This is a genomic window from Phycicoccus ginsengisoli, from assembly GCF_054779295.1.
The window spans coordinates 99,552-122,705 of record NZ_BAAGYN010000010.1 but is presented as its reverse complement, the minus strand read 5'-3'; the positions used below and the strand labels follow the sequence as shown (position 1 = coordinate 122,705).

Below are 23,154 nucleotides of genomic sequence, written 5' to 3'. Positions count from 1 at the left end.
TCAGGCCAATCCGGGAAGGAGGGAGACGACCAGGTCGATCGCCTTGATGCCGACGAAGGGGACGACGACCCCACCCACGCCGTAGACGAGCAGGTTGCGTCGCAGCAGGGCCGCCGCACTGGCGGGGGTATAGCGAACTCCCCTGAGCGCCAAGGGGATCAGCGCGACGATCACCAGGGCGTTGAAGATCACCGCCGACAGCATGGCCGACTCCGGGGAGTGCAGCCGCATGACGTTGAGCGCGTCGAGGCCGGGGAACAGCCCCACGAACATCGCCGGGATGATCGCGAAGTACTTGGCGATGTCGTTGGCGATCGAGAACGTCGTCAGCGCGCCCCGGGTGATGAGCAGCTGCTTGCCGATCTCGACCACCTCGATCAGCTTGGTGGGGTCGGAGTCGAGGTCGACCATGTTGCCGGCCTCCTTGGCCGCGGCGGTGCCGGAGTTCATCGCGACGCCGACGTCGGCCTGGGCGAGCGCGGGCGCGTCGTTGGTGCCGTCGCCGGTCATCGCGACGAGCCGCCCACCCTCCTGCTCGGCCCGGATGAGGTGCATCTTGTCCTCGGGCGTGGCCTCGGCCAGGAAGTCGTCCACCCCTGCCTCGGCCGCGATCGACTTGGCCGTGAGCGCGTTGTCGCCGGTGATCATCACGGTGCGGATCCCCATGCGGCGCATGACCTCGAAGCGCTCGCGCATCCCCGGCTTGACGACGTCCTTGAGGTGCACCACGCCCAGCGCCACCGCTGGCTGCGACCCGTGCTGCCGGGCCACGACGAGCGGGGTGCCGCCGTCGCCGCTGATCGCGTCGACCACGACCTGCGCCTCGGCCGGCACGCCGCCGCCCGTCTCCTCGACCCAGGCCCGCACCGCCGACCCGGCGCCCTTGCGGATGCGGGTGCCGTCGGGCAGGTCCACCCCGGACATGCGTGTCATCGCACTGAACTCCACGAACTCGGCACCCTCGCGCCCCAGGACCGCGGCCGTCCGGTCGCCGTCGACGCCGTATGCCGTGTGGGCCAGCTCGACGATCGACTTCCCCTCCGGGGTGGCGTCGGCGAGCGAGGACAAGTGCGCGGCGTCGGCGAGGTCGTGCGCCGTGGTGCCGGCCAGGGGGCGCAGGTCGGTGGCGCGGCGGTTGCCGAACGTGATGGTGCCGGTCTTGTCCAGCAGCAGGGTGGACACGTCACCGGCCGCCTCGACGGCGCGGCCCGACATGGCGAGCACGTTGCGCTGGACGAGCCGGTCCATGCCGGCGATGCCGATGGCCGACAGCAGCGCGCCGATGGTCGTGGGGATGAGGCACACCAGCAGCGCGACCAGGACGACGACCGGCTGGGCGCGGCCGGAGTAGGCCGCGAGCGGCTGGATCGCCATGACGGTGACGAGGAAGACGATCGTCAGGGTGGTGAGCAGGATCGTCAGCGCGATCTCGTTGGGGGTCTTCTGCCGCTCCGCGCCCTCCACCAGCGCGATCATCCGGTCGATGAAGCTCTCCCCCGGCCGGGTGGTGATCCGCACGACGACCTCGTCGGACAGGACGGTCGTCCCACCGGTGACGGCGCTGCGGTCGCCGCCGGACTCGCGGACCACGGGCGCGGACTCGCCCGTGATGGCGGACTCGTCCACCGTGGCCACGCCCTCGACGACCTCGCCGTCGCCCGGGACGACCTCGCCGGCGCCGACCAGCACGAGGTCGCCGATCCCGAGGTCGCTGCCGGGCACGGTCTCGACCGAGCCGTCCGGGCGGCGCCGGCGTGCGGTCGTCTCCTGCTTGGTGGCGCGCAGGCTCGCGGCCTGTGCCTTGCCCCGGCCCTCGGCGACGGCCTCCGCGGCATTCGCGAAGAGCACCGTGGCACACAGCCAGGCGGCGACGGACCACGCGAAGGTGCTGGGGTGCAGGGCGGCCAGGACGGTGGTGAGCACCGACCCCACCCAGACGACGAAGATCACGGGCGCGCGCCACAGGTGGCGGGGGTCGAGCTTGGCGAAGGCCTGCGCGGCCACGGTGGACAGGGGGACGGTCATGACAGGGCCTCCGCGACGGGACCGAGGGCGAGCGCCGGGAAGAACGTGAGCCCGGCGACGACGACGGCGATGCCGGACAGCAGCACGACGAACAGGGGGGTGTGGGTCGGCATGGTCCCGGCGGTGGCCGGTCGCGTGCGCTGCTCGACGAGCAGGCCGGCGAGCCGCAGCACGAGCAGCATCGGGAGGAACCGGCCGAGCAGCATGCAGGTCGCGAGCGTGAGGTTGTACCAGGGGGTGTCGGCCGTCAGGCCGGCGAACGCGCTGCCGTTGTTGTTGGCGGCCGACGCGTAGGCGTACAGCACCTCCGTCAGCCCGTGCGGGCCGGCGGCCAGCATCGTCGACCGTGGACCCGTCATGGCCAGCGACAGGCCGGCGAAGACGAGCACCAGCACCGGCATCACCAGCACGTAGAGCGCGGCGCAGGTCATCTCCCGCCGCCCGACGGTCTTGCCCAGGTACTCCGGGGTGCGGCCCACCATGAGCCCCGCGACGAACACGGCGATCAGGGCGAGCACGACGATGCCGTACAGGCCCGACCCCACGCCGCCGGGCGACACCTCGCCGAGCACCATGTTCGTGAGCACCACCCCGCCGCCGAGCGGGCTGTAGCTCTCGTGCATCGAGTTGACCGCGCCCGTCGAGGTGCTCGTCGTCGAGGCCGCGAAGAGGGTCGAGGCCCAGACCCCGAACCGCTGCTCCTTGCCCTCCATCGAGCCCGTCGCGGCGCTGCTCGCGTGCACCTCGGCCCACGTCGTCAGCGCGACACCCGCCCCCCAGAGGGTCGCGGCGAAGCCGCCCAGCGCCCAGCCCTGGCGGCGGTCGCCCACCATGAGGCCGTACGTGCGGGTGAGGGCGAACGGGATGACGAGGAGGAGGAACACCTCGAGCAGGTTGGTGAGCGGGTTCGGGTTCTCGAACGGGTGGGCCGAGTTCGCGTTGAAGAAGCCGCCACCGTTGGTGCCCAGCTCCTTGACCGCCTCCTGCGAGGCGACCAGGCCGCCGCGGACGACCTGCGCCACGCCGGACAGCCCGGTCACCGTCGTGGGCGCGGCGAGGTTCTGGACGACCCCACCGGCGAGCAGGACCACGGCCGCGACGAAGGCCCCCGGCAGGAGGACCCGGACGACCCCGCGCACCAGGTCCACCCAGAAGTTGCCCAGGTCGTGGCCGGACTGCCGCGCGAGTGCCCGGATGAGGGCGACGGCGACCGCGAGCCCCACCGCGGCCGAGACGAAGTTCTGCACGGTGAGCCCCACGGCCTGGACGAGCGGGGTCGCACCCACCTCACCGGCATACGACTGCCAGTTGGTGTTGGTGACGAACGAGACCGCGGTGTTCGCCGCGGTGGTCACGCCCATGCCGGCGGCTCCCTGGCGCAGCGGCAGGTGGGTCTGGGCGAGGACGAGCGCGAACAGGGCCGCGATGCCCACGACGGAGAACGCGACCACGCTCGTCGCGTACGCACGCCACCCCTGCTGGGAGTCCGGGTCGACCCGCACAAGGCGGTAGACCACCCGCTCGACCCGCCAGTGGTGTGTGTCCGTGAAGACGCGCGCCATCCAGGCCCCCAGCGGGTGGTAGGCCGCGGCGAGGAGCACGAGGAGCAGCGCGATGGTCAGCAGCCCGCTGACGGTCGCGGACATCAGAAGCGGTCCGGTCGGACGAGCGCGTAGACGAGGTACGCGAGGAGGGCGGTGCCGACGACCGCGGCCACGAGGTTCTCGATCACGGTGCCAGTCAACGACCGGGCCCCGGCGCCGCCGCGTCCCTTGACGGCGTGCTGACGGGCGTTGACGGCTTCTTGACGCGGGCCGGCGGCTGGCCGGCCCGGCGGGCCGGCGCGGCGGGCCTGCGCGTGGCATCAGGAAGGCGTCAAGACCCTTGACCCGCAACGGCGGACCGGCGCGTCATGGAGCTGTGCAGCTCGACGAGATCCTCACGAGGCGACGCTGGGTCGTCGCCACCGTCGCCCTGGTGGTGCCCTTCCTCGGGTGCGCCCTGCTGGCAGCCGCCGGCCGGCCCGTCCCCGACGCGAGCGCGGTCGTCGGGCTCGCCCTGCTCATCGTGGCTGCGTCGGCGACGGGGCTGCGCTCCGCGGGGCTGTGCGCCTCCGTCTCCAGCGCGGTCGGCTTCGACTACTTCCTGACCCGGCCCTACGAGAGCCTCGCGATCCACGACGCCGAGGACGTCCAGGTGGCCGTCCTGCTCCTGCTGGTCGGCCTCGCCGTGAACGAGCTGGCCCTGTGGGGCCAGCGCCAGCGCGCCGAGCTGGGCCGTGAGCGCGGCTACCTCGACGGGGTCATGGCGACGGCCGAGTCGGTCGCGGCCACGGATGGCGACCCCCTGCACGTCACCGCCGCGGTGGCGGCACGGATCCGCGACGTCCTGCGGGTGGACTCGTGCGAGTACCACGTGTCGGAGCACCTGCCGGGAGGGCCGGTGCTGGGCCGCGACGGCTCGGTGAGCCGGTCGGGCCTCGCCCTCGACGTCGACCGTGCCGGCCTGCCCGTCGACGAGGTGGTCCTGCTGCCCGTGCACGCGGGCGGGCGCCAGCGCGGCTACTTCGCCCTCACCGCCGCCTCACGCGTGTCCCGCCCGACGCCACAGCAGCGGAGGGTCGCCGTGCTGCTGGCCGACCAGCTCTCCGGGCTGCTCGCCGTCAGCCGCTGACGGCGGCCCGTCCGCGCAGCGTCAGCGCGGCAGTGACGGCGGCCAGCGAGGCGGTGACCGCCATGACCAGCGCCATCGGCACCGCCGAGCCGGAGCCCAGGAGGCCGATCAGCGGTGCGGCCGCGCCACCGATGACGAACTGGGCGGCCCCCAGCATCGCGGCCGCCGTGCCCGCCGCCTCGCCGTGCCGCGTCAGCGCCAGGGCGGGGGTGTGGGGCAGCGTCAGGCCACAGGCGAAGAGGAGGAACCACAGGGGCACCAGCACGCCCACGAGACCGCCCACCCCGGTCACGGCACCCGCCAGCAGGGCCAGGGCCGCGACGGTCGCGATGCCCACGCCGACCCGGACCAGCAGCTGCGGGTCGTACCGGCGCAGCAGGACGGGGTTGAGCTGCGAGCCCGTCAGGAAGCCGAGCGAGTTGAGGCCGAAGGCGAGCCCGAACTGCGCCACCGAGAGCCCGTAGATGTCCTGCAGGACGAACGACGAGCCGCCGATGTAGGAGAACAGGGTCGCGAACATCAGCCCGCTGATGAGCGTGAGCCCGACGAACGTCCGGTCCCGCAGCAGCGAGCCGTAGGTGCGCAGCACCGCGCGGGGCGCCAGCGGCCCACGCCGCTCCGGCGGCAGCGTCTCGCGCAGCGCCAGGGCCGCGATGGTGACGAGCACGACGCCCGCGATCGCGAGCAGCACGAACACCCCGCGCCACGACGTCCGCTGCAGGATGGCCCCGCCGAGCGTGGGCGCGAGCACCGGCGCGAGCCCCATGACCAGCATCAGCCGCGAGAGCATGGTCGCCGCGGCGTTCCCCTCGAACCGGTCGCGCACGATCGCCATGGACACGACGGCCACCGAGGCGTTGCCCAGCCCCTGCAGCACCCGCCCGACGGTGAGCAGCTGGATGGTGGGCGCGAAGGCGGAGAAGAGCGAGGCGGCGATGTGCAGCGCGATGCCGGCGATGAGCGGGCGACGCCGGCCCACGGCGTCCGACAGCGGCCCGATGAGCAGCTGCCCCAGGCCCATGCCGAGCAGGATGCCGGTGAGCGTGGCCTGGACCGCCGACTCGGACGCCGACAGGTCACGGGTGATCGACGGCAGCGCCGGCAGGTAGGTGTCGATGGTGAGCGGCCCGATGGCGATGAGCGCGCCGAGCACGAGCACGAAGCGCACGTATGCCGCGCCGGTGGGCGCCTCCTCGACGGCGCTCTCCGCCGTGCCGGCCGCAGCCGTGGCCGCGGTGGCGGCGGCGGTGGAGGCAGGAGGGGTCGGCTCGAGGGCGGCGGGGACGGCGACGGCCGGGGTGGTGGCGGTCTCGGGGGTCGAGGGGTCGAGGGCGGCGTCGGTCAGGGTCTCTGGCGCTGCGGTCACAGGGGGCGCAACAAGGGGTGCCCCTCGATCCATTCCGGAGCCGGCCTCCGTCTCACGCCGCGAGCAGGAAGTGCCAGCCCAGCCACCACCACACGAGGAGCAGGAGCAGCTGGCCGGCCCGGGTGCGTGCCGCACTGCGCACCACGTCCGGCACGGTCGTCACCAGGTCCGGCCGGCGCCGCGCCACCACGGCAGCGACGAGCAGGCCCACCAGCAGGATCCCGTACACCGCGACGGTCACCGCCCGGCTGCTCACCGCGACCCACCGGCGCGCTCGACCAGCACGCGCACGAGCCACCAGCCGGCCAGCACCCAGACGACCGCGACCACCGTCCTGCTCGGGTGGCCACCGAGCATCGGGTCCACGATCGCGCTGATGGTCGGGTGGTCCGGGTTGTCGGTCTGGGCGTCCGGCTGGGCGAGGAAGTTCGCGAGCTCCACCACGCTCCCGACGAGCAGGAGCGACACCCACACCCACGAGCGAGCCGCCGGCGTGGCCTCGAGGGCGGGCGCCCCGGCGCCAGCCCGCAGCACGAGGACGAGGGCGACCACCCCGGCCGCGGCCAGCGCGAGCTGCACGGTGACCGAGTCACGCGTCTGGGTGGCCACCGCGAGGCCGACGACCGAGGCCGCGCCCACCGCCGGCCACCGCGCGGAGAGCCACGACGGACCGCCACGGGTGGGCAGGTCCCGGCGCAGCAGCACGAGCATGAGCAGGCCCGTCCCGAGGAAGACGGCCACGTCGACGACGTTCTCCCGCACGACGTGGACCACGCCGGCGCACATGACGATCCCGAGCGCCGGACCGGGCCGTGCCCGGCGGTGCCCCGGTGGACGCTCAGTCCCGGCCGGTGAGCTCCCAGGCGTCCTGCGACTCCTCGACTTCCTCCACCCCGGCATACTGCGCCGCCACGGGGTCGTTCGCATAGCGCGGGTCGCCGCCCCCGGCATACGCCCGGGTGGGCACCTCGCCCGTCACCTCGGCGGCGTCCTGCTCTGCCGCAACGTCGAAGACGGGCTCGGGGTCCGGCACCTCGTCGCCGCGCATGAGCGCCAGCGTGGTCGGCAGGTCGTCGGGCTTCACGAGCACGTCGCGGGCCTTGGAGCCCTCGGACGGGCCCACGACGCCGCGCGACTCGAGCAGGTCCATGAGCCGGCCGGCCTTGGCGAACCCGACCCGCAGCTTGCGCTGGAGCATCGAGGTCGAGCCGAACTGCGTCGTGACGACCAGCTCGGTCGCCTGCAGCAGCAGGTCGAGGTCGTCGCCGATGTCGTCGTCGACCTGCTTCTTGGCCGCGACCACCGTGACGTCGTCGCGGTAGTTGGGCTTGAGCTGGTCGGTGACGTGCTTGACCACCTGCTGGATCTCGGACTCGGTGACCCACGCGCCCTGCACGCGCATCGGCTTGCTCGAACCCATCGGCAGGAACAGCGCGTCACCCTGGCCGATGAGCTTCTCGGCACCCGGCTGGTCGAGCACGACGCGGCTGTCGGCGAGGCTCGAGGTCGCGAAGGCCATCCGGCTCGGCACGTTGGCCTTGATGAGACCGGTGACGACGTCGACCGACGGGCGCTGGGTCGCGAGCACGAGGTGGATGCCGGCGGCCCGGGCGAGCTGGGTGATGCGGACGATCGACTCCTCGACGTCGCGCGGGGCGACCATCATGAGGTCGGCGAGCTCGTCGACGATGACCAGCAGGTAGGGGTACGGGTGGATGACGCGCTCGCTGCCCGGCAGCGGCTTGACCTTGCCGGCCTTGACGGCCTTGTTGAAGTCGTCGACGTGCTTGAACCCGAACTGCGCGAGGTCGTCGTACCGCGTGTCCATCTCGCGCACGACCCACTGCAGGGCCTCGGCGGCCTTCTTCGGGTTCGTGATGATCGGCGTGATGAGGTGCGGGATGCCCTCGTAGCCGTTGAGCTCGACCCGCTTGGGGTCGACGAGGACCATGCGGACCTCGTCCGGCGTGGAGCGCATGAGGATCGAGGTGATCATCGAGTTGACGAAGGACGACTTGCCGGCGCCGGTCGCCCCCGCGACGAGCAGGTGCGGCATCTTCGCCAGGTTGGCGACGACGTAGCCGCCCTCGACGTCCTTGCCGACGCCCATGACCATCGGGTGCTCGTTGCTGCGGGCCGCCTGGCTGCGCAGGACGTCGCCGAGGCTGACCTTCTCGCGGTCGGTGTTGGGGATCTCGATGCCGATCGCGGACTTGCCCGGGATCGGCGAGAGGATGCGCACGTCGGCCGAGGCGACGGCATACGCGATGTTCTTGGAGAGGGCCGTGACGCGCTCGACCTTGGTGCCGCGGCCGAGCTCGACCTCGTAGCGGGTGACGGTCGGGCCACGGGTGAAGCCGGTGACCTGGGCGTCGATGTCGAACTGCTCCATGACCTGGGTCAGGGCCTCGACGACCCGGTCGTTGGCGGCACTGCGGGTCTTGTGCGGCGAGCCGGGCTCGAGGATCGCGTTGTCGGGCAGCGTGTAGGTGACGTCGCCGGCCAGCGCGAGCTGCTCGACCCGCTGCGGCAGCGGCGTGGTCGGGGGCGCCTCCAGCGGCGCCTTGACCTCCACGGCCGGGCTCTGCGACGCGGCACCGGGCGTCCTGTCGCCGGCAGGCGGGAGGACGCCCGGCGCGGTGGGCCGCTTCTGGCCCGGGCGCAGGCGCTTGCCGTCCTTGTCCACGAGCGCGGCCTGCTCGAACGCCTCGTCGCCCACCAGCGGGCCCTCGGTCTCGGGCCGACGCGGGCGACGCGGCTTCTCGGCGACCGGCTCCGAGGCGGGCTCCTCGCGGTGCTCGCGGTGCAGCAGGTGGTCGCGCAGCTCGGCGAGCCGCTCGGGGATCAGGTGGACCGGGGTGGCAGTCATGACCAGCAGCCCGAAGAAGCCCAGCATGAGCAGGATCGGGACCGTGCCGTAGACGGAGACCGCGGCCTCGAGCGGGCTGGAGGCCAGGAAGCCGATGATGCCTCCGCCGTCGCGCATCGCGTCGGCGCCCTGGGGGGGCTCGGGTATGCCGGCCGCCACGTGCGTCAGGCCGGAGGCCGCGAAGGCGAGGGCGCCCAGGCCGATGCCGATGCGCGAGTTCGTCGCGTCCTCCTGCGGTGCCCGCAGGAGCCGGACGCCGAGGAAGAGCAGGGCCAGCGGCACGGCATACGCGACGCGGCCGAAGGTGCCCGCCACGACGGCGTGGATGACGTCTCCCACCGGCCCCTGGAAGGACCACCACTCACGGGCGGCGACGACGATGGCCAGGCCGAGCAGGAGGAAGCCGAACCCGTCGCGACGGTGCTCGGGCTCGAGGTCACGGGCGCTGGTCCCGACCCGGCGGACCGCGCCGCCGGCGACGTGCGCCATGCCCATCCAGGTGCCCCGCAGCGCCCGCAGCGGCAGCGGCAGGCCGCCGCCCTTGGCCCCCTTGGCCTTCCCGCGCGTGGCGGACGTGCGCGGCGCGGTCCCCCGGCGGTTCGCCGGACGGGTCGCGGTGCCACGGCCGCTCGAGGAGCGCGTGGAGGTGGACGGACGTGTCGCCATGGTCCGCAGGGTACGCGAACGCCACAAGCGACACACGCGTCACACGCCTCCCGCGAGTGAGACATTCCGCCTGCGGCCCTCCCCCGAACGGGTGAGCCGGCCGTCTCCACTTCGGTCCGCAGGTGGGTCCGGCCATTCCACCGGCGGCGGACCCGGTGCGACGCTAGGCCTTGCGTCTGGCGGGGCCTGCGCCGGCGAACCGACCACGAGTTCGTCGGCGCAGGGGTGCGCACGCACTCGCACGCAGGCGACACCGACCGACCAGCGGACGTCGCGTCTCGCATCGCGGGAAGGTCACCGCCGCGGTGGCCGGCCGCCGGCCGCCACCGCTACCGTCGACGCCAAGGTCATGAGTGTCAGCGTCAAGCCCCGGCTCGCTGACCAGCAACCCTCCTCCGCGGTGGGGTGCTCCGGGTGACGACCGGGCCGGCTGCGCCCGCTGCCGGCAAGCGCGGACCCTGCGAACGCCGGGTCCCCACCGGACCCAGGAGGCCCTCGCATGTCGATCGCGACCACCGACACCCACCGTGACGCGGACGCCGTCACCCGCCGCAGCGCGCCCCTCGCCCACGCCCGTGGCCAGCACCTCCGGCCGGTGCCGGACGTCCGCCCGGCGGGAGGTCGGCTGCTCGGGGAGGTGACCGCACTGCCGGCGGTGGTGTCGGAGCGGCTGCTCGTGCCGACGCTGACCGGTGTCGTCGACTACGCCAACTTCGACCACGCGGCCTCGACCCCGGCCCTGGTCAGCGTCAAGCAGGCCGTCGACACCGCCCTGCGGACCTACTCCTCGGTGCACCGGGGCAACGGCTGGGCCTCGCGCGTGACGTCCTCGTGGTACGAGCAGGCCCGGGCGGAGGTGGGGTCGTTCGTGGGGGCCCGCGACGGCGACGAGGTCGTCTTCACCCGCAACAGCACCGACTCCTTCAACCTCCTGGCACGCTCCCTGCCGCGGGACACCTCCGTCTTCGTCTTCGAGTCCGAGCACCACGCGGCCCTGCTGCCCTGGCCGGCCCGGCGCACGCACCGCCTGCCGGTGCCGGGCAGCGCCGCCGACGCCGCCGTGCTGCTGCGCGCAGCCCTGCGCGAGCACCCCGGCCGTCACCGGCTCGTCGTCCTCGCGGGGGCCTCGAACGTCACCGGCGAGGTCTGGCCGGTCGCCGAGCTGGTCCGGGTCGCCCGCCGGGCGGGCGCGCGCGTGGTCCTCGACGCCGCCCAGTACGCCCCGCACCGCTCCGTCGACCTGGCCAACCTCGACGTCGACTGGGTCGTCCTGTCGGGACACAAGCTGTACGCGCCCTTCGGGACCGGGGTGCTGGCCGGTCGCGCGGACTGGCTGGACGCGGCCGCCCCCTACCTCGCAGGCGGGGGCGCCACCAGGGCCGTCACCGAGCGCGGGGTGGTCTGGCAGGACGGCGCGGCCCGGCACGAGGCGGGGAGCCCGAACGTCATCGGGGCCGTCGCCCTGGCCGCTGCCTGTCACGCCCTGCGGACCCACCGCGAGGCCGTCGAGGCGCACGAGACGACACTCGGCCGACGGCTGCTCGAGGGCCTCGCGGCGATCGACGGCGTACAGACCTACTCCCTCTTCGGCCCGGACCACGACCGGGTCGCGGTGGCGACCTTCACCGTCGACGGCCTGGACCCCGCCCTGGTGTCCACGGCCCTGTCGGCCGAGCACGGCATCGGGGTGCGGGACGGCAAGTTCTGCGCCCACCTGTGCGTCGACGCCCTGCTCGACGACGTCGACGAGGACGCGCCGACGACCGCGGTGCGGGCGAGCGTCGGCCTCGCGACGACGGCCGCGCACGTCGAGCGGCTGCTCGCCGCCGTCGCTGACCTGGCCGCGAACGGTCCGGCCGCCGAGTACGTCCACGGCGCCTCGGGCTGGGCCCCCGTCGAGGACCCGCGCGCGCTCGACCTCGCCCGCCCCTGGTAGCCGCCCGCCGGCATACCCCCGGCGCCCCGCCGAGCACCCGCAAAACAACGGTTGCTCGACAACACGCGGGATGTTGAGGCGACCTATGTCGAGCAACCGTTGTTTTGCGGGCGCGGCGAGGCCGGGGAGCCGGGGCGGGTATGCCGGGTGCTCCCGTGGGTGCGCCTAGTGCGAGGGGGCGTCAGGCCTGGATGACGACCGGGATGATCATCGGGCGGCGGCGGATCTTGCCGCCGACCCAGCCGCCGACCGCACGACGCACGACCTGCTCGAGCTGGTAGGAGTCGGTCACGCCGTTGCCGGTCGCGTCCGCCAGCGCCTGCTCGATCTTGGGCCGCACCTGCTTGAAGATCTCGTCGTCCTCGGCGAAGCCGCGGGCCTGGATCTCCGGCCCCGCCGCGACCTTGCCCGTCGCGGCGTCCATCACGACGATCACCGAGATGAAGCCCTCGTCCCGCAGGATGCGCCGGTCCTTGAGCAGCGCCTCGTCGAACTCGCCCACCGACGAGCCGTCGACGTAGACGTAGCCGCACGGGACCGATCCCACGATCCGGGCCCGGCCGTCGACGAGGTCGACCACGACGCCGTCCTCGGCCACGACGATGTGGTCGCGGTCGACGCCGGTCTGCTCGGCGAGGGCGGCGTTGGCGACGAGGTGACGCCACTCGCCGTGCACCGGCATGACGTTGCGGGGCTTGACGATGTTGTAGCAGTAGAGCAGCTCACCGGCGCTGGCGTGGCCCGAGACGTGCACCTTGGCGTTGCCCTTGTGCACGACGTTCGCCCCGAGGCGCATGAGGCCGTTGATGACCCGGTAGACGGCGTTCTCGTTGCCCGGGATGAGCGACGACGCGAGGAGCACCGTGTCGCCGACGCCGACGTCGATCCGGTGGTCGCGGTTGGCCATGCGGGACAGGGCCGCCATCGGCTCCCCCTGCGACCCGGTGCAGACGAGCACCACCCGGTCGTCGGGCAGGTCGTTGAGCTTCTTGATGTCGACGAGCACGTTGTCGGGCACGTGCAGGTAGCCGAGGTCGGCGGCGATCCCCATGTTGCGGACCATCGAACGCCCGACCATCGCCACCTTGCGACCCGACTTCTCGGCCGCGTCGAGGACCTGCTGCACCCGGTGTACGTGCGAGGAGAAGCAGGCGACGATGATGCGGCGCTCCGCGTGCCGGAAGACCTTGTCGATCGCCGGGGCGATGTCGCGCTCGGGCGTCGTGAACCCGGGGACCTCGGCGTTGGTCGAGTCGGTCATGAACAGGTCGACGCCCTCCTCCCCCAGCCGGGCGAACGCCCGCAGGTCGGTGAGCCGTCGGTCCAGCGGCAGCTGGTCCATCTTGAAGTCGCCGGTGTGCAGGATGGTCCCGCCCGGGGTGCGCACGAAGACGGCGAGCGCGTCCGGGATCGAGTGGTTGACGGCCACGAACTCGCAGTCGAAGACCCCGAGCCGCTCGCGCATCCCCTCCTTGACGCCGAGCGTGTACGGCGTGATCCGGTGCTCCTTGAGCTTGGCCTCGACCAGCGCCAGCGTCAGCATCGAGCCGACCAGCGGGATGTCGGGCTTGCGCTTGAGCAGGTACGGGACCGCGCCGATGTGGTCCTCGTGGCCGTGGGTGAGCACGATCGCCTGGATGTCGTCGAGCCGGTCCTCGATGTACTCGAAGTCGGGCAGGATCAGGTCGACGCCCGGGTGGTGGTCCTCGGGGAACAGCACGCCGCAGTCGATGACGAGCAGCTGCCCGGCGTGCTCGATGACGGCCATGTTGCGTCCGACCTCACCGAGGCCACCGAGGGCCACGATGCGGACGCCGCCGGCGACGAGGGGGGCGGGGGTGGTCAGCTCGGGGTGGGGGTGGCTCACAGGAGACCCGACTCCTTGAGCCCGGCGCGCAGCGCCTCGAGGTGCTCGGGTGGCGACTCGACCAGTGGCAGCCGGACGGTGGCGTGCTCGATCACCCCGAGCTCCACCAGCGCGGCCTTGGCCATGATCGCGCCCTGCGAGGGCGTCATGATCGCCTCGACGGCGGGGATGAGGCGCGCGTGCACCGAGCGGGCCGCGGCGAGGTCTCCGGCGTCGACGGCGGCCAGCATCGCGGCATACTCGCGCCCGGCCACGTGGCCCACGACGCTGACGGTGCCGACCGCACCCAGGGCCAGCCACGGCAGCGTGGTGGCGTCGTCGCCGGAGAAGTAGAGCAGGTCGGTGGCGGCGAGGACCTTGCTCGTCGCGAAGGCGTTGCCCTTGGCGTCCTTGACGGCGCGGATCGTCGGCACCTGGGCCAGCTCGAGGAGCGTGGCGGTCTCGAACGGGGTGGCCGTGCGTCCGGGGATGTCGTAGAGCATCACCGGCAGCTCGGTGGCGGCGGCGACGGCCTTGCAGTGCGCGACGAGGCCGGCCTGGGTGGGCTTGTTGTAGTAGGGGCTCACGAGGAGCAGGCCGGTCGCTCCGGCCTCCCGGGCGCGGGGCGCCATCTCCACACTGTGGGCGGTGTTGTTCGACCCGACCCCGGCGACGACCTGGGCGCGGTCCCCCACCGTCTCGGCGACGATCCGCACGACGGCGATGCTCTCCTCGTCGGTCAGCGTGGCCGACTCCCCCGTCGTGCCGTTGACGACGATGCCGTCGTGACCGGTGTCGACGAGGTGGGTCGCGACCCGGCGGGCGCCCTCCTCGTCGAGGCTGCCGTCCGGGCGCATCGGGGTGACCATGGCCGTCAGGAGGCGGCCGAACGGGCTCTGCGTACTCATGCCTGCAGGCTATCGCCCCGCCGGGGCCGCCCGGTCCCCGCGCCGTGGCCGGGGACACGAGATCGGCCGGATCCGGGCGCCCGTTGGCGCTCTCCCCGCGGTGTTAGCGTTCCTCCGTGCAGCAGTACCTCGACCTCCTCGACCACGTCCTCACCACCGGCGTGGACAAGTCCGACCGCACCGGCACGGGCACGCGCTCGGTCTTCGGCTACCAGATGCGGTTCGACCTGGCCGAGGGCTTCCCGGTCCTGACCACCAAGAAACTGCACCTCAAGTCGATCATCGGCGAGCTCATCTGGTTCCTGCGCGGCGACTCCAACGTGCGCTGGCTGCAGGAGCGCGGCATCACGATCTGGGACGAGTGGGCCGACGAGAACGGCGACCTCGGGCCCGTCTACGGCTACCAGTGGCGGTCCTGGCCCACCCCCGACGGCCGGCATGTCGACCAGATCGCCAAGGTGATCGAGTCGATCCGCACGAACCCCGACAGCCGGCGTCACATCGTGAGCGCCTGGAACGTCGCCGACGTCGACGACATGGCGCTGCCGCCGTGCCACACGATGTTCCAGTTCTACGTCACCCCGGCGACCGAGGGCCGCCGCGCCCGGCTGTCGTGCCAGCTCTACCAGCGCTCGGCCGACGTCTTCCTCGGCGTCCCGTTCAACATCGCGTCCTACGCCCTGCTCACGATGGTGATCGCGCAGCTCACCGACCTCGAGCCGGGCGAGTTCGTGCACACCCTCGGCGACGCCCACCTGTACTCCAACCACGTCGAGCAGGCGCGGCTCCAGCTGACCCGCGAGCCGCTCCCCCTGCCGACCATGCGGATCACCCCGCACCCCTCGATCGACGACTACGACCTCGGCGACTTCGAGCTCGTGGGCTACGAGGCGCACCCCTCGATCAAGGCACCGATCGCCGTATGACCCGGGTCACCCTGCTCGCCGCCGTCGGCCGCAACCTCGTGATCGGGCGCGAAGGCCGGATGCCTTGGCACCTGCCGGCGGACCTGCGGCACTTCAAGGCCACCACCATGGGGCACCCGATGGTGATGGGGCGCAAGACCTTCGACTCGATCGGGCGCGCGTTGCCCGGCCGCCGCACCATCGTGGTCACCCGCCAGCAGGGGTGGTCCCACCCGGACGTCGAGACCGCCCACTCGCTCGCCGACGCGCTCGCCCTGGCCGGGCCGGCCGACGAGGTGTTCGTCGTGGGAGGCGGGCAGGTGTACGCCGAGGCGATGCCGTTCGCCCAGCGGATGATCCTGTCCGAGGTCCCGGACTCCCCCGAGGGCGATGCCTGGTTCCCCGAGTGGGTCACGTCCGACTGGCGCGAGGTGAGCCGCGAGCACGAGGACGGCTTCGACATCGCCACCTACGAACGGGCCTGAGGAAGCCTCGGCCTGGGAGGATGGGGGCCATGGCCCACGACCACTCGCACCCGCCCGGACCGCTCGCCGACGCGAGCGTGCGCACCGCCCGGGAGAGCGACGCACCCGCCGTCGGGCTCGTGCAGGCCACCGTCTTCCGCGAGGCGTATGCCGGGGTGCTGCCGGCCGAGGTCGTCGACGGCTTCCAGCCGCAGGCCTTCGCCAGCGCCTGGCGGCACTCGCTGGCCGCGCCGCCCGCCGGCGTCTACCGGCTGCTCGTCGCGTGTGCCGGAGACCAGGTGGTCGGCTTCGCCTCGATCGGCCCGAGCCAGGACCCCGACGCCTCCCCCGAGACCGGTGAGCTCAGCGTCCTGGGGGTCCACCCGCAGGCCCGGCGCAGCGGCCACGGATCGCGCCTGCTGAACGCGGCGGTCGACACCCTGCGGGGCGCCGGGGCAGAGGCCCTGAGCACGTGGGTGCTGGCCACCGACGAGCCCACGCGCGCGTTCCTGGTCGCCTCGGGCCTGCACCCGGACGGCGCCTTCCGGGACCGCGTCGTCTCCGCCGAGGGCGCCACGGCGCGCGAGGTGCGGCTCGTCGCCGACATCACGCCACCGCCACCCGCATGAGCGGTGCCGCACCAGCCGCCGGGCGCCGCCATGAGGTGCTGCGGCAGGCGGTGTCGGTCTCGGTGGCCACCGGGGCGTACGGCATCAGCTTCGGCGCGCTGTCGGTGGCCGCGGGACTCGGCATCTGGCAGACCCAGGTGCTCTCGCTGCTCATGTTCACGGGCGGGTCGCAGTTCGCCTTCGTCGGCATCCTCGCGAGTGCGCCGACCGGTGGCGTCGCAGCAGTCGCCACGGCCACGCTGCTGGGCATCCGCAACGGGCTCTACGGCCTGCAGGTGTCGCAGCTGCTGGGGGCACGCGGCCCACGTCGCCTGCTGGCCGCCCACCTCACCATCGACGAGTCGACCGCCGTCGGGGTCGGGCAGCCGGACGCCGACGCCGGACGGCTGGGGTTCTGGGCCACCGGAGCCGGGGTGTTCGTCTGTTGGAACGCCATGACCCTGGTCGGGGCCGTCGTCGGCGACCGGCTCGGGGACCCGCGCACCTACGGCCTGGACGCTGCGGCCGCCGCCGCCTTCTGCGCCCTGTTGTGGCCGCGGCTGAAGTCATGGGACGCGTTCGCGATCGCTGCCCTGGCCGCGCTCGTCGCGGTGCTCGTGGCCCCGCACGCCCCGGCCGGGGTGCCGGTCCTCGTCGCCGCCCTCACCGCCCTGCTCGCCGGCGCCTGGCGCCGGGCCCACCAGGACCCGCGGCCGCCGCACCACTGGGCCGGCGAGGAGGCGGCGCCGTGAGCCTGTGGGGCGCCGTCCTGCTCGGGTGCGCGCTGGCATACCTGCTCAAGCTCCTCGGCCACGTCGTGCCGGTGCGCTGGCTCGAGGGCCGGCGGACCGCCCGGGTCACCTCCGCCCTGCCCGTGGCCCTGCTGGCCGCGCTGGTCGCGGTGCAGACATTCACCGGGCCGGGCGGCGGCCTGGTCCTCGACGCGCGCGCCGCGGCAGTCGGCGTCGCGATCCTGGCGCTCCTGGCGCGGGCGCCCTTCCTCGTCGTCGTGGTGCTGGCGGCACTCACCGCGGCGCTGCTGCGCCTGGCCGGGATGGCCTGACCGGACGGGGCCGCTGGGCGGTTCGTGCCGGTTAGGCCACGAACCGTCCCCGGATCGACGGCGTCCGGGCCGTACGCACCGCTTCCGCCACGAATCGCCCCCGACCCCACCCGGTCCCGACCGAACGGGCGGGTCGGACGGCCCTCACGGCGTGGAGCGGACCGCCCTCAGCGCCACTCGAGCGCGTCCTCGACGAACCGGTCCCCCGTCTGGACCGGCACCACGCAGAAGAGCAGGTCGCCCGGGTCGGCCATCACCACGTAGCCCTCGTGCCGCTGGACCACCCGCGCACCGAGGGCCTCGAGCCGCGCCACCTCGGCCGGGACGTCGTCGGTCTCGATGTCGAGGTGGATCCGGGACGGGCCCTGCTGCAGGCGCTGGGTCTCAAGGCTCAACGTGCCGACCTCTCCCACCGAGGCGTACTCGCCGTCGGGGCGGGGCAGCACGCCCTGGACCCCCGCCCAGAACCTGGTCCCGGCGTCGTAGTGCTCGGGGTCGTGGTCGATCAGGACGAGGCCGATGCGCGAGCGGTGCATGCCAGCCACCGTATGCCGCGACGGCACCTGCGCGCGCCCCCTCGACGCCCGCGCCCGAGGGCTGACCCGCCTGCCGTCGCCCGCGTCAGGGGCGCTGGGCCCGCCAGGCCCGCACGGCCGCCCGGTAGTGCCGCTGCTCCCCCGCCCGGTCCTTGCCGACCCGGCACTCCTCCGCGCGCTCGAGCTCCTGCACCACCTGCGGCGTGGCGTTCCCGGCGTGCGCCTCGGCCAGCATCCGCGACCCGTCCCGGGCCAGCCGCACGAGCGGCACCATGGCCAGCAGGGCCACCACGGGCACGAGGACGACCGCCAGCCCCAGCAGCACCGGCACGAGCCGGCCGTCGCCGATGAGCGCGAACCCGCGCCAGCCGATGGTCGCGCAGTAGAAGACGAGGACGACCAGCAGGACGACCGCGGTGACCCGCTCGCGCACTCAGTCCCCCAGGCCGAGGTAGTGCTCGAGGCCCACGGTGAGCCCGGGGTGCGCGGCGACGGCGCGCACCCCCGCGAGGACTCCCGGCATGAACGACTCGCGGTCGAAGGAGTCGTGCCGGATCGTGAGGAGCTCGCCGGGGCCGCCGAGCAGCACCTCCTGGTGCGCGACGAGCCCACGCAGACGCACGGAGTGCACCGGTATGCCGTCGACGCGCGCCCCCCTCGCACCGTCCGGGTCGTGCGTGGTGGCGTCCGGCACGTCCCCGAGGCCGGCCTCCCGGCGCGCCTCGGCGATCATGCGGGCGGTGCGAGCCGCGGTCCCGGAGGGGGCGTCGACCTTGGCCGGGTGGTGCAGCTCGACGACCTCGACCGACTCGAAGAACCGCGCCGCCTGCGCCGCGAACCGCATCATGAGGATCGCGCCGATGGCGAAGTTGGGGGCGATGAGCACTCCCACGCCGGGGTGGTCGGCGAGCTGCTCCCGCAGCGTGGCCAGCCGCTCGTCGTCCCAGCCGGTGGTGCCGACGACGACGTGCACGTCGCGCTCGACGCAGTGGGCGACCACGTCCGGCGAGGAGTCGGGCACGGTCAGGTCGACGACGACCTGCGCGCCGCCCAGGTCGCCGAGCTCGTCGCCCCGGCCGTAGCGACCCACGAGCTCGAGGTCGCCGGCGGCCTCGACCGCCCGGCAGGCCTGCTTCCCCATTCGGCCGTTGGCACCGACCACCGCCACCCGGGTCGTGCCGCCCTGCGTCGTCTCGCTCACCGGCCCAGCCTAACGACGCGCGCCGAGCCCGGACGGTGCGGCCCGGAGTCACGGGGGACGCCGGCTGCGGCCCCACACGATGGACGGGCCCGCCCCCACCGTGGGGACGGGCCCGCCGTACCGCGCACGCGGCGTACCGCTCGCCAGGTCACGAACGGCTCTCGCTACTTCACGAAGGCCTTGAGGCCCAGCACGACCGGGTCGTGGTCCGAGGACCGGTAGGGGCTCGCGTCGTGGAAGTCGGTCGCGTGGTAGTTGAACCGGCTGTACTCCAGGGCCACCGACTCACCGGAGTTGATGTTCCAGTGGTCCGCGCCCGTCGACATCCTCAGGCCGTAGTCGTTGACGAGGATGTGGTCCAGCGAACCGGACAGGCCGCTGAAGGAGTACGAGTAGCTGCCCGGGTCGAAGGTCGAGCCGACGTCGGTGTAGCCGGCCCTGTACAGCACGTCCAGCGGGTCCTCCTTGGTGTAGGAGTTGTAGTCGCCGGCCATGACGACGGCCTTGGCGCCGTACTCGGCCGCCACGCCGGGGACCCAGTCGCGCAGGGCCTGCGCCTGCAGGATGCGGCTGGTGACCGAGGAGCCCTGCCCGTCGCCCGTGTCCTCGTCCCCGGGGAACGGGCCGGGCGAGCCCTTGGACTTGAAGTGGTTGACGACGAACAGGAACTTGTCACCCTTGCCGTACTTCGCCTTGAAGGTCTGGGCGATCGGCTCGCGGGCGTTGACGAACGCCTGGCCCGTGCCGCTCTGGTCGCCCAGCGCCCGGGACCGGTCGACCCGCATCACGGAGGCCGGCTTGTAGATCATGGCCGAGGTGATGACGTCCTGCTGGTCCAGGGGCGGCAGGTCCGTCGAGGACGGCACGAACGCCCAGGTGCCGGCGCCGGCCTTGGCGTTCAGGCTGCCCACGAGGGAGGCGAGCGCCGCGTCCCGGTCGTGGCCGAACTGCGCCGAGTTCTCGATCTCCATCAGCCCCACGACGTCGGCGTCGAGCGCGTTGATGGCCGACACCTCCTTCTCGGTCTGACGGGCGAGGTCCGCGCTGTCCCAGGCGCCGCGCTGGTCGCAGCCCGTGCGCACGCTGTCACCGTTGTCGTCCCGGTCGTAGTACGCCTGGCAGCTGGGGTCCTGGTCGCCGAGGTCGGTGAAGTAGTTCAGCACGTTGAACGAGGCGACCTTGAGGTCGGCCGTCCCCCGCTGGTTGATGTCCCCGGCGTCCGGGGCCGCGGTGCGTGTGGCGGCGAAGGACGCCGGCGAGGCCGCGTTGTCCGGGCCGACGACCTGCTCGGTCGGCTGGAACCGCCACAGGTCGTACCGGTAGTCGACGACCACCGGCTTGGTGAAGGTGGCGAGGGCGCCGACCCGCACCGGCTTCGTCGTGGAGACGTAGGCCGGGGTGAGGTCGCCGTTGAGCAGGCACGGGACCGGGCGGGTGTGGCAGTCCGAGACCTTGTAGCTGCTCGCCGTGAAGTTGCTCGACGAGCCGTCGTCCAGGGTCACCTTGCGCTCGGCGTTGTCCGCGACCACCGCTGCGGCCTCGGGGCTGCCGGGCGCGGCCACCTCGGTGTTCTGCAGGAGCGGGTGGTCGCCGACGGCCAGGCCCACCTCGCCGTACTGGTTGGTGCTGTACGTGTTGGTGACGGTGTAGTCGCCCGTGGGCTGGAACAGCATGCCCTCGAGGGACTCCCGGGCGGCGTCGGTCTTCGGCCACGGCACGGTCAGGGGCTGGACCGGGCTGAACTCCCGTCCCGCGTCGACGATGTCGGCGGCTGCCGCGGCGACCTCGGTGTGGCCGCTGAACTCGCTGACCTTCCCGGTCACCTGCACGTAGTTGCCGACGACCGCGTCGGCGTCCAGCGGTGTGCTGAAGCCGGACTGGAAGACGAAGACGCCGTCGGAGGCGCCGCTCGGGTCCGGCTCAGGACCGGTGCCCTGCGTCTGCAGGAAGAACCCGTGGAAGCCGCCCGTCGGGTAGGCCGCGGTGACCACGCCCTTGAGGATGACGTTCTGGCCCACCAGGGGTGACGTGTCGCCCGTGCCCTGCACCTCGGCGATGGTCTTCTCCACCGGCGTGCCGGGCGGCGGCGTCCCCCCGGCTCCTGGCGTGGGTGTACCCGCCTTGAAGTCGGCGGCGTTGTCGGCCGTGTTGGTGCTGGTGGCGTTGCGGGAGACCGAGGTCGCGTTGGAGGTGCCCGGCGCTGCGCCGGAACCCGCCCAGTCGCTCGCCGAGCCCCAGCCGACGAAGTCGACCACCTGGGGCAGGTTCGAGCAGGAGCCGGCCCCCTTGGCCGGTGCGCAGACGGTGGACGTCAGCAGGGTCTGGGTGCTGACGAGGGCGACCTTGCCGGTGCTCCCGCTCATCGCGATCGAGCCGTTGACGTCCGGGGTGATCCCGGGGAGCGTCTGGTCTGCCCCGTAGGCCTCGCCGACCAGGAGGCGACCGCCCGCCGGGATGGTGTCGGTGTCGCTGAAGTCGGTCTTGCCGGAGAACGAGCCGCTCGCCGAGGCGTACTGGACGGACCAGCCCTTCAGCGAGACGGGCGCCGAGGTCTTGTTGACCAGCTCGATGAAGTCACGGTTGAAGGCGGCTCCTCCGTTGCCGCCACCTCCGTAGACCTCGTTGACGACGACGGCCGCCGACGGGGACGGCGCCGCCTGGGCGCTCGTCCCGGCCGTCGTCACGACCCCTGCGGCGAGGGCTGCTGCCCCCACCGCTCCCCACACTTGCCTGCGATGTACGCGCACAGCACTCCTCCAGAAGCCCACACGGACGGCCGAGGACGGTGGTCCGGGCCGGAAGGGGCATCGAACCACGCGGACGGCGAACGCGGAACGTCCGGGAAGAGGAGGAAAGGTAAAGGTCAGGTCAGGTTTTCGAGCGCGACCGCCGGGTCCGCGAGGCGGTCGGGGTCCACGGCCTTCCTCGAACGGATCAGCGCCTCCACCGCGTCGCCGACGTCCCACACGTTGACGTTCATCCCGGCGGTGACCACGCCGTCGTGGAGCCAGAAGGCGAGGAACTCCCGCCCCGGCAGGTCGCCCCGCACCACCACGTCGTCGCCCGGGTCCCCCAGCCCCCGGTACTCCAGACCGAGGTCGTACTGGTCGCTGAAGAAGAACGGCAGCTCGGGCTCGGGGCCGTCCTGGTCGAGCATCGCGGCGACGACGACCTGGGGCTGGTTGAGCGCGTTCGCCCAGTGCTCGACCCGCACGCGCCGGCCGAGGAACGGGTGCTCGACGTTGGCGACGTCACCGACGACGAAGATGTCCGGGTCGCTCGTGCGTCCCACCGCGTCGGCCGTGACGCCGTTGTCCACGGCGAGGCCGGCCTGCTGCGCGAGCCCGACGTTCGGGGCCGCGCCCACCCCGACGACCACCACGTCCGCGTCGACGACGCTGCCGTCGCCGAGCCGCACGCCGCTCACGCGTCCGCCGTCGCCGAGGATCGCGTCGACGGTGACGCCGGTGCGCAGGTCGACACCGTGGTCGCGGTGCAGGTCGGCGAAGACGTGGGCGATGCGCTGGCCCAGCACCCGCACGAGCGGCAGGTCCAGCGCCTCCAGGACGGTCACCTCCGCCCCGGCCTCCCGGGCCGCCGAGGCGACCTCGAGCCCGATCCAGCCGCCGCCGACGAGCACGACCCGGCGGCCCTGCCTGAGCTCGGCGCGCAGCCGGTCACTGTCCTCGATGGTGCGCAGGGTGAGGACTCCGTCGAGGTCGACCCCGGGCAGGTCGAGGTGGCGCGGGCTGCTGCCGGTGGCGAGCAGGAGCCGCTCGTACCCGAGCCGCTCGCCCCCGTCGAGCTCGACCTCGTGGGCGTCGCGGTCGATCGCGCTCACCCGGGTGCCGGTGCGCACCTGCACGTCGTGACCGGCATACCAGTCCTCGTCGTGGACGAACGCGTCGTCGAGGCCCTCACCGGTCTTGAGGTAGTCCTTGGACAGCGGCGGCCGCTCGTAGGGCAGGTGCGGCTCACCGGCGATGAGCACGACCCGACCCTCGAAGCCGCGCCCGCGCAGCTCCTCCACCGACTTGGCGCCTGCGAGGCCGCCACCCACCACCACGAACGTCCTGTCGTCAGCCATG

General features: G+C 73.1%; 21 protein-coding genes and 1 riboswitch. Of the genes, 7 read left to right on the top strand and 14 right to left on the bottom strand.

Going from position 1 to position 23,154, the window contains the following annotated elements; translation table 11 throughout:
• The 3 genes from kdpB to kdpF are packed head-to-tail and all read right to left on the bottom strand — an operon-like array spanning position 1 to position 3,769.
• Complete coding sequence (gene kdpB / locus ACYVDO_RS16390) at positions 1-2,025, bottom strand: potassium-transporting ATPase subunit KdpB (protein WP_460937844.1); 2,025 nt, start codon at positions 2,023-2,025, stop codon at positions 1-3.
• Positions 2,022-3,671 carry a potassium-transporting ATPase subunit KdpA gene (gene kdpA / locus ACYVDO_RS16385; protein WP_460937842.1) on the bottom strand — a complete coding sequence of 550 codons (1,650 nt, stop codon included), beginning with the start codon at positions 3,669-3,671 and terminating at the stop codon, positions 2,022-2,024. The genes kdpB and kdpA overlap by 4 nt, the downstream gene beginning before the upstream one ends.
• Positions 3,671-3,769 (bottom strand): K(+)-transporting ATPase subunit F, encoded by a 99-nt coding sequence (kdpF, locus tag ACYVDO_RS16380; RefSeq protein ID WP_460937840.1) that lies wholly within the window; start codon positions 3,767-3,769, stop codon positions 3,671-3,673. Before kdpF ends, kdpA begins: the two co-directional genes overlap by 1 nt.
• A 176-nt stretch (positions 3,770-3,945) precedes the next feature.
• Between kdpF and ACYVDO_RS16375 the strand changes: the two genes are divergently transcribed.
• Complete coding sequence (locus tag ACYVDO_RS16375) at positions 3,946-4,698, top strand: DUF4118 domain-containing protein (protein ID WP_460937838.1); 753 nt, start codon at positions 3,946-3,948, stop codon at positions 4,696-4,698.
• Here ACYVDO_RS16375 and ACYVDO_RS16370 read toward each other — a convergent pair.
• Genes ACYVDO_RS16370 through ACYVDO_RS16355 form a run of 4 tightly spaced genes read right to left on the bottom strand, consistent with a single transcriptional unit; the run spans position 4,688 to position 9,599 of the window.
• Positions 4,688-6,064, bottom strand: a complete 1,377-nt coding sequence (locus ACYVDO_RS16370; RefSeq protein ID WP_460937836.1) for a multidrug effflux MFS transporter — start codon at positions 6,062-6,064, stop codon at positions 4,688-4,690. The genes ACYVDO_RS16375 and ACYVDO_RS16370 overlap by 11 nt on opposite strands.
• A 52-nt stretch (positions 6,065-6,116) precedes the next feature.
• On the bottom strand, positions 6,117-6,305 hold the full coding sequence (locus tag ACYVDO_RS16365; protein WP_460937834.1) for a DUF6186 family protein: 189 nt from the start codon (positions 6,303-6,305) through the stop codon (positions 6,117-6,119).
• Between the two features lie 11 nt (positions 6,306-6,316).
• Positions 6,317-6,850, bottom strand: coding sequence for a hypothetical protein (locus tag ACYVDO_RS16360; protein WP_460937832.1), 534 nt, complete (start codon positions 6,848-6,850; stop codon positions 6,317-6,319).
• Positions 6,851-6,902: 52 nt separating this feature from the next.
• On the bottom strand, positions 6,903-9,599 hold the full coding sequence (locus tag ACYVDO_RS16355; RefSeq protein ID WP_460937830.1) for an FtsK/SpoIIIE family DNA translocase: 2,697 nt from the start codon (positions 9,597-9,599) through the stop codon (positions 6,903-6,905).
• A 345-nt stretch (positions 9,600-9,944) separates the two neighbouring features.
• Positions 9,945-10,057: riboswitch (SAM riboswitch) on the top strand.
• Between the two features lie 41 nt (positions 10,058-10,098).
• Between ACYVDO_RS16355 and ACYVDO_RS16350 the strand changes: the two genes are divergently transcribed.
• Positions 10,099-11,535, top strand: coding sequence for an aminotransferase class V-fold PLP-dependent enzyme (locus ACYVDO_RS16350; protein ID WP_460937828.1), 1,437 nt, complete (start codon positions 10,099-10,101; stop codon positions 11,533-11,535).
• A gap of 181 nt (positions 11,536-11,716) precedes the next feature.
• On the opposite strand, the gene ACYVDO_RS16345 is transcribed toward ACYVDO_RS16350, so the two are convergent.
• Together ACYVDO_RS16345 and dapA are read right to left on the bottom strand one after the other, a co-directional pair.
• Positions 11,717-13,402 (bottom strand): ribonuclease J, encoded by a 1,686-nt coding sequence (locus ACYVDO_RS16345; RefSeq protein WP_460937826.1) that lies wholly within the window; start codon positions 13,400-13,402, stop codon positions 11,717-11,719.
• A complete protein-coding gene (gene dapA / locus ACYVDO_RS16340) occupies positions 13,399-14,289 on the bottom strand; it encodes a 4-hydroxy-tetrahydrodipicolinate synthase (protein WP_460937824.1) in 891 nt (296 codons plus the stop codon). Before dapA ends, ACYVDO_RS16345 begins: the two co-directional genes overlap by 4 nt.
• A 116-nt stretch (positions 14,290-14,405) precedes the next feature.
• Here dapA and ACYVDO_RS16335 point away from each other — a divergent pair, with 116 nt between their 5' ends.
• Genes ACYVDO_RS16335 through ACYVDO_RS16315 form a run of 5 tightly spaced genes read left to right on the top strand, consistent with a single transcriptional unit; the run spans position 14,406 to position 17,329 of the window.
• Complete coding sequence (locus ACYVDO_RS16335) at positions 14,406-15,215, top strand: thymidylate synthase (RefSeq protein ID WP_460937822.1); 810 nt, start codon at positions 14,406-14,408, stop codon at positions 15,213-15,215.
• Positions 15,212-15,679, top strand: a complete 468-nt coding sequence (locus ACYVDO_RS16330; RefSeq protein WP_460937820.1) for a dihydrofolate reductase — start codon at positions 15,212-15,214, stop codon at positions 15,677-15,679. Before ACYVDO_RS16335 ends, ACYVDO_RS16330 begins: the two co-directional genes overlap by 4 nt.
• Positions 15,680-15,708: 29 nt before the next feature.
• A complete protein-coding gene (locus tag ACYVDO_RS16325) occupies positions 15,709-16,287 on the top strand; it encodes a GNAT family N-acetyltransferase (protein WP_460937818.1) in 579 nt (192 codons plus the stop codon).
• Complete coding sequence (locus ACYVDO_RS16320; RefSeq protein ID WP_460937816.1) at positions 16,284-17,018, top strand: AzlC family ABC transporter permease; 735 nt, start codon at positions 16,284-16,286, stop codon at positions 17,016-17,018. The genes ACYVDO_RS16325 and ACYVDO_RS16320 overlap by 4 nt, the downstream gene beginning before the upstream one ends.
• Complete coding sequence (locus ACYVDO_RS16315; protein WP_460937814.1) at positions 17,015-17,329, top strand: AzlD domain-containing protein; 315 nt, start codon at positions 17,015-17,017, stop codon at positions 17,327-17,329. Before ACYVDO_RS16320 ends, ACYVDO_RS16315 begins: the two co-directional genes overlap by 4 nt.
• Positions 17,330-17,496: 167 nt before the next feature.
• Here ACYVDO_RS16315 and ACYVDO_RS16310 read toward each other — a convergent pair whose 3' ends face one another.
• The 5 genes from ACYVDO_RS16310 to ACYVDO_RS16290 form a co-directional block, all read right to left on the bottom strand.
• Complete coding sequence (locus tag ACYVDO_RS16310) at positions 17,497-17,865, bottom strand: VOC family protein (RefSeq protein WP_460937811.1); 369 nt, start codon at positions 17,863-17,865, stop codon at positions 17,497-17,499.
• Between the two features lie 85 nt (positions 17,866-17,950).
• The gene (locus ACYVDO_RS16305; protein ID WP_460937809.1) at positions 17,951-18,298 is read right to left on the bottom strand and encodes a hypothetical protein; all 348 of its coding nucleotides are present in this window, start codon (positions 18,296-18,298) and stop codon (positions 17,951-17,953) included.
• Positions 18,299-19,066, bottom strand: a complete 768-nt coding sequence (dapB, locus tag ACYVDO_RS16300; protein ID WP_460937807.1) for a 4-hydroxy-tetrahydrodipicolinate reductase — start codon at positions 19,064-19,066, stop codon at positions 18,299-18,301. It lies immediately after the preceding gene.
• A 164-nt stretch (positions 19,067-19,230) separates the two neighbouring features.
• Positions 19,231-21,780 carry an ExeM/NucH family extracellular endonuclease gene (locus ACYVDO_RS16295; protein ID WP_460937805.1) on the bottom strand — a complete coding sequence of 850 codons (2,550 nt, stop codon included), beginning with the start codon at positions 21,778-21,780 and terminating at the stop codon, positions 19,231-19,233.
• A gap of 149 nt (positions 21,781-21,929) precedes the next feature.
• Positions 21,930-23,153: an NAD(P)/FAD-dependent oxidoreductase gene (locus ACYVDO_RS16290; protein ID WP_460937803.1), complete on the bottom strand. Its 1,224-nt coding sequence runs from the start codon at positions 23,151-23,153 to the stop codon at positions 21,930-21,932.
• Position 23,154: the final 1 nt, after the last annotated feature.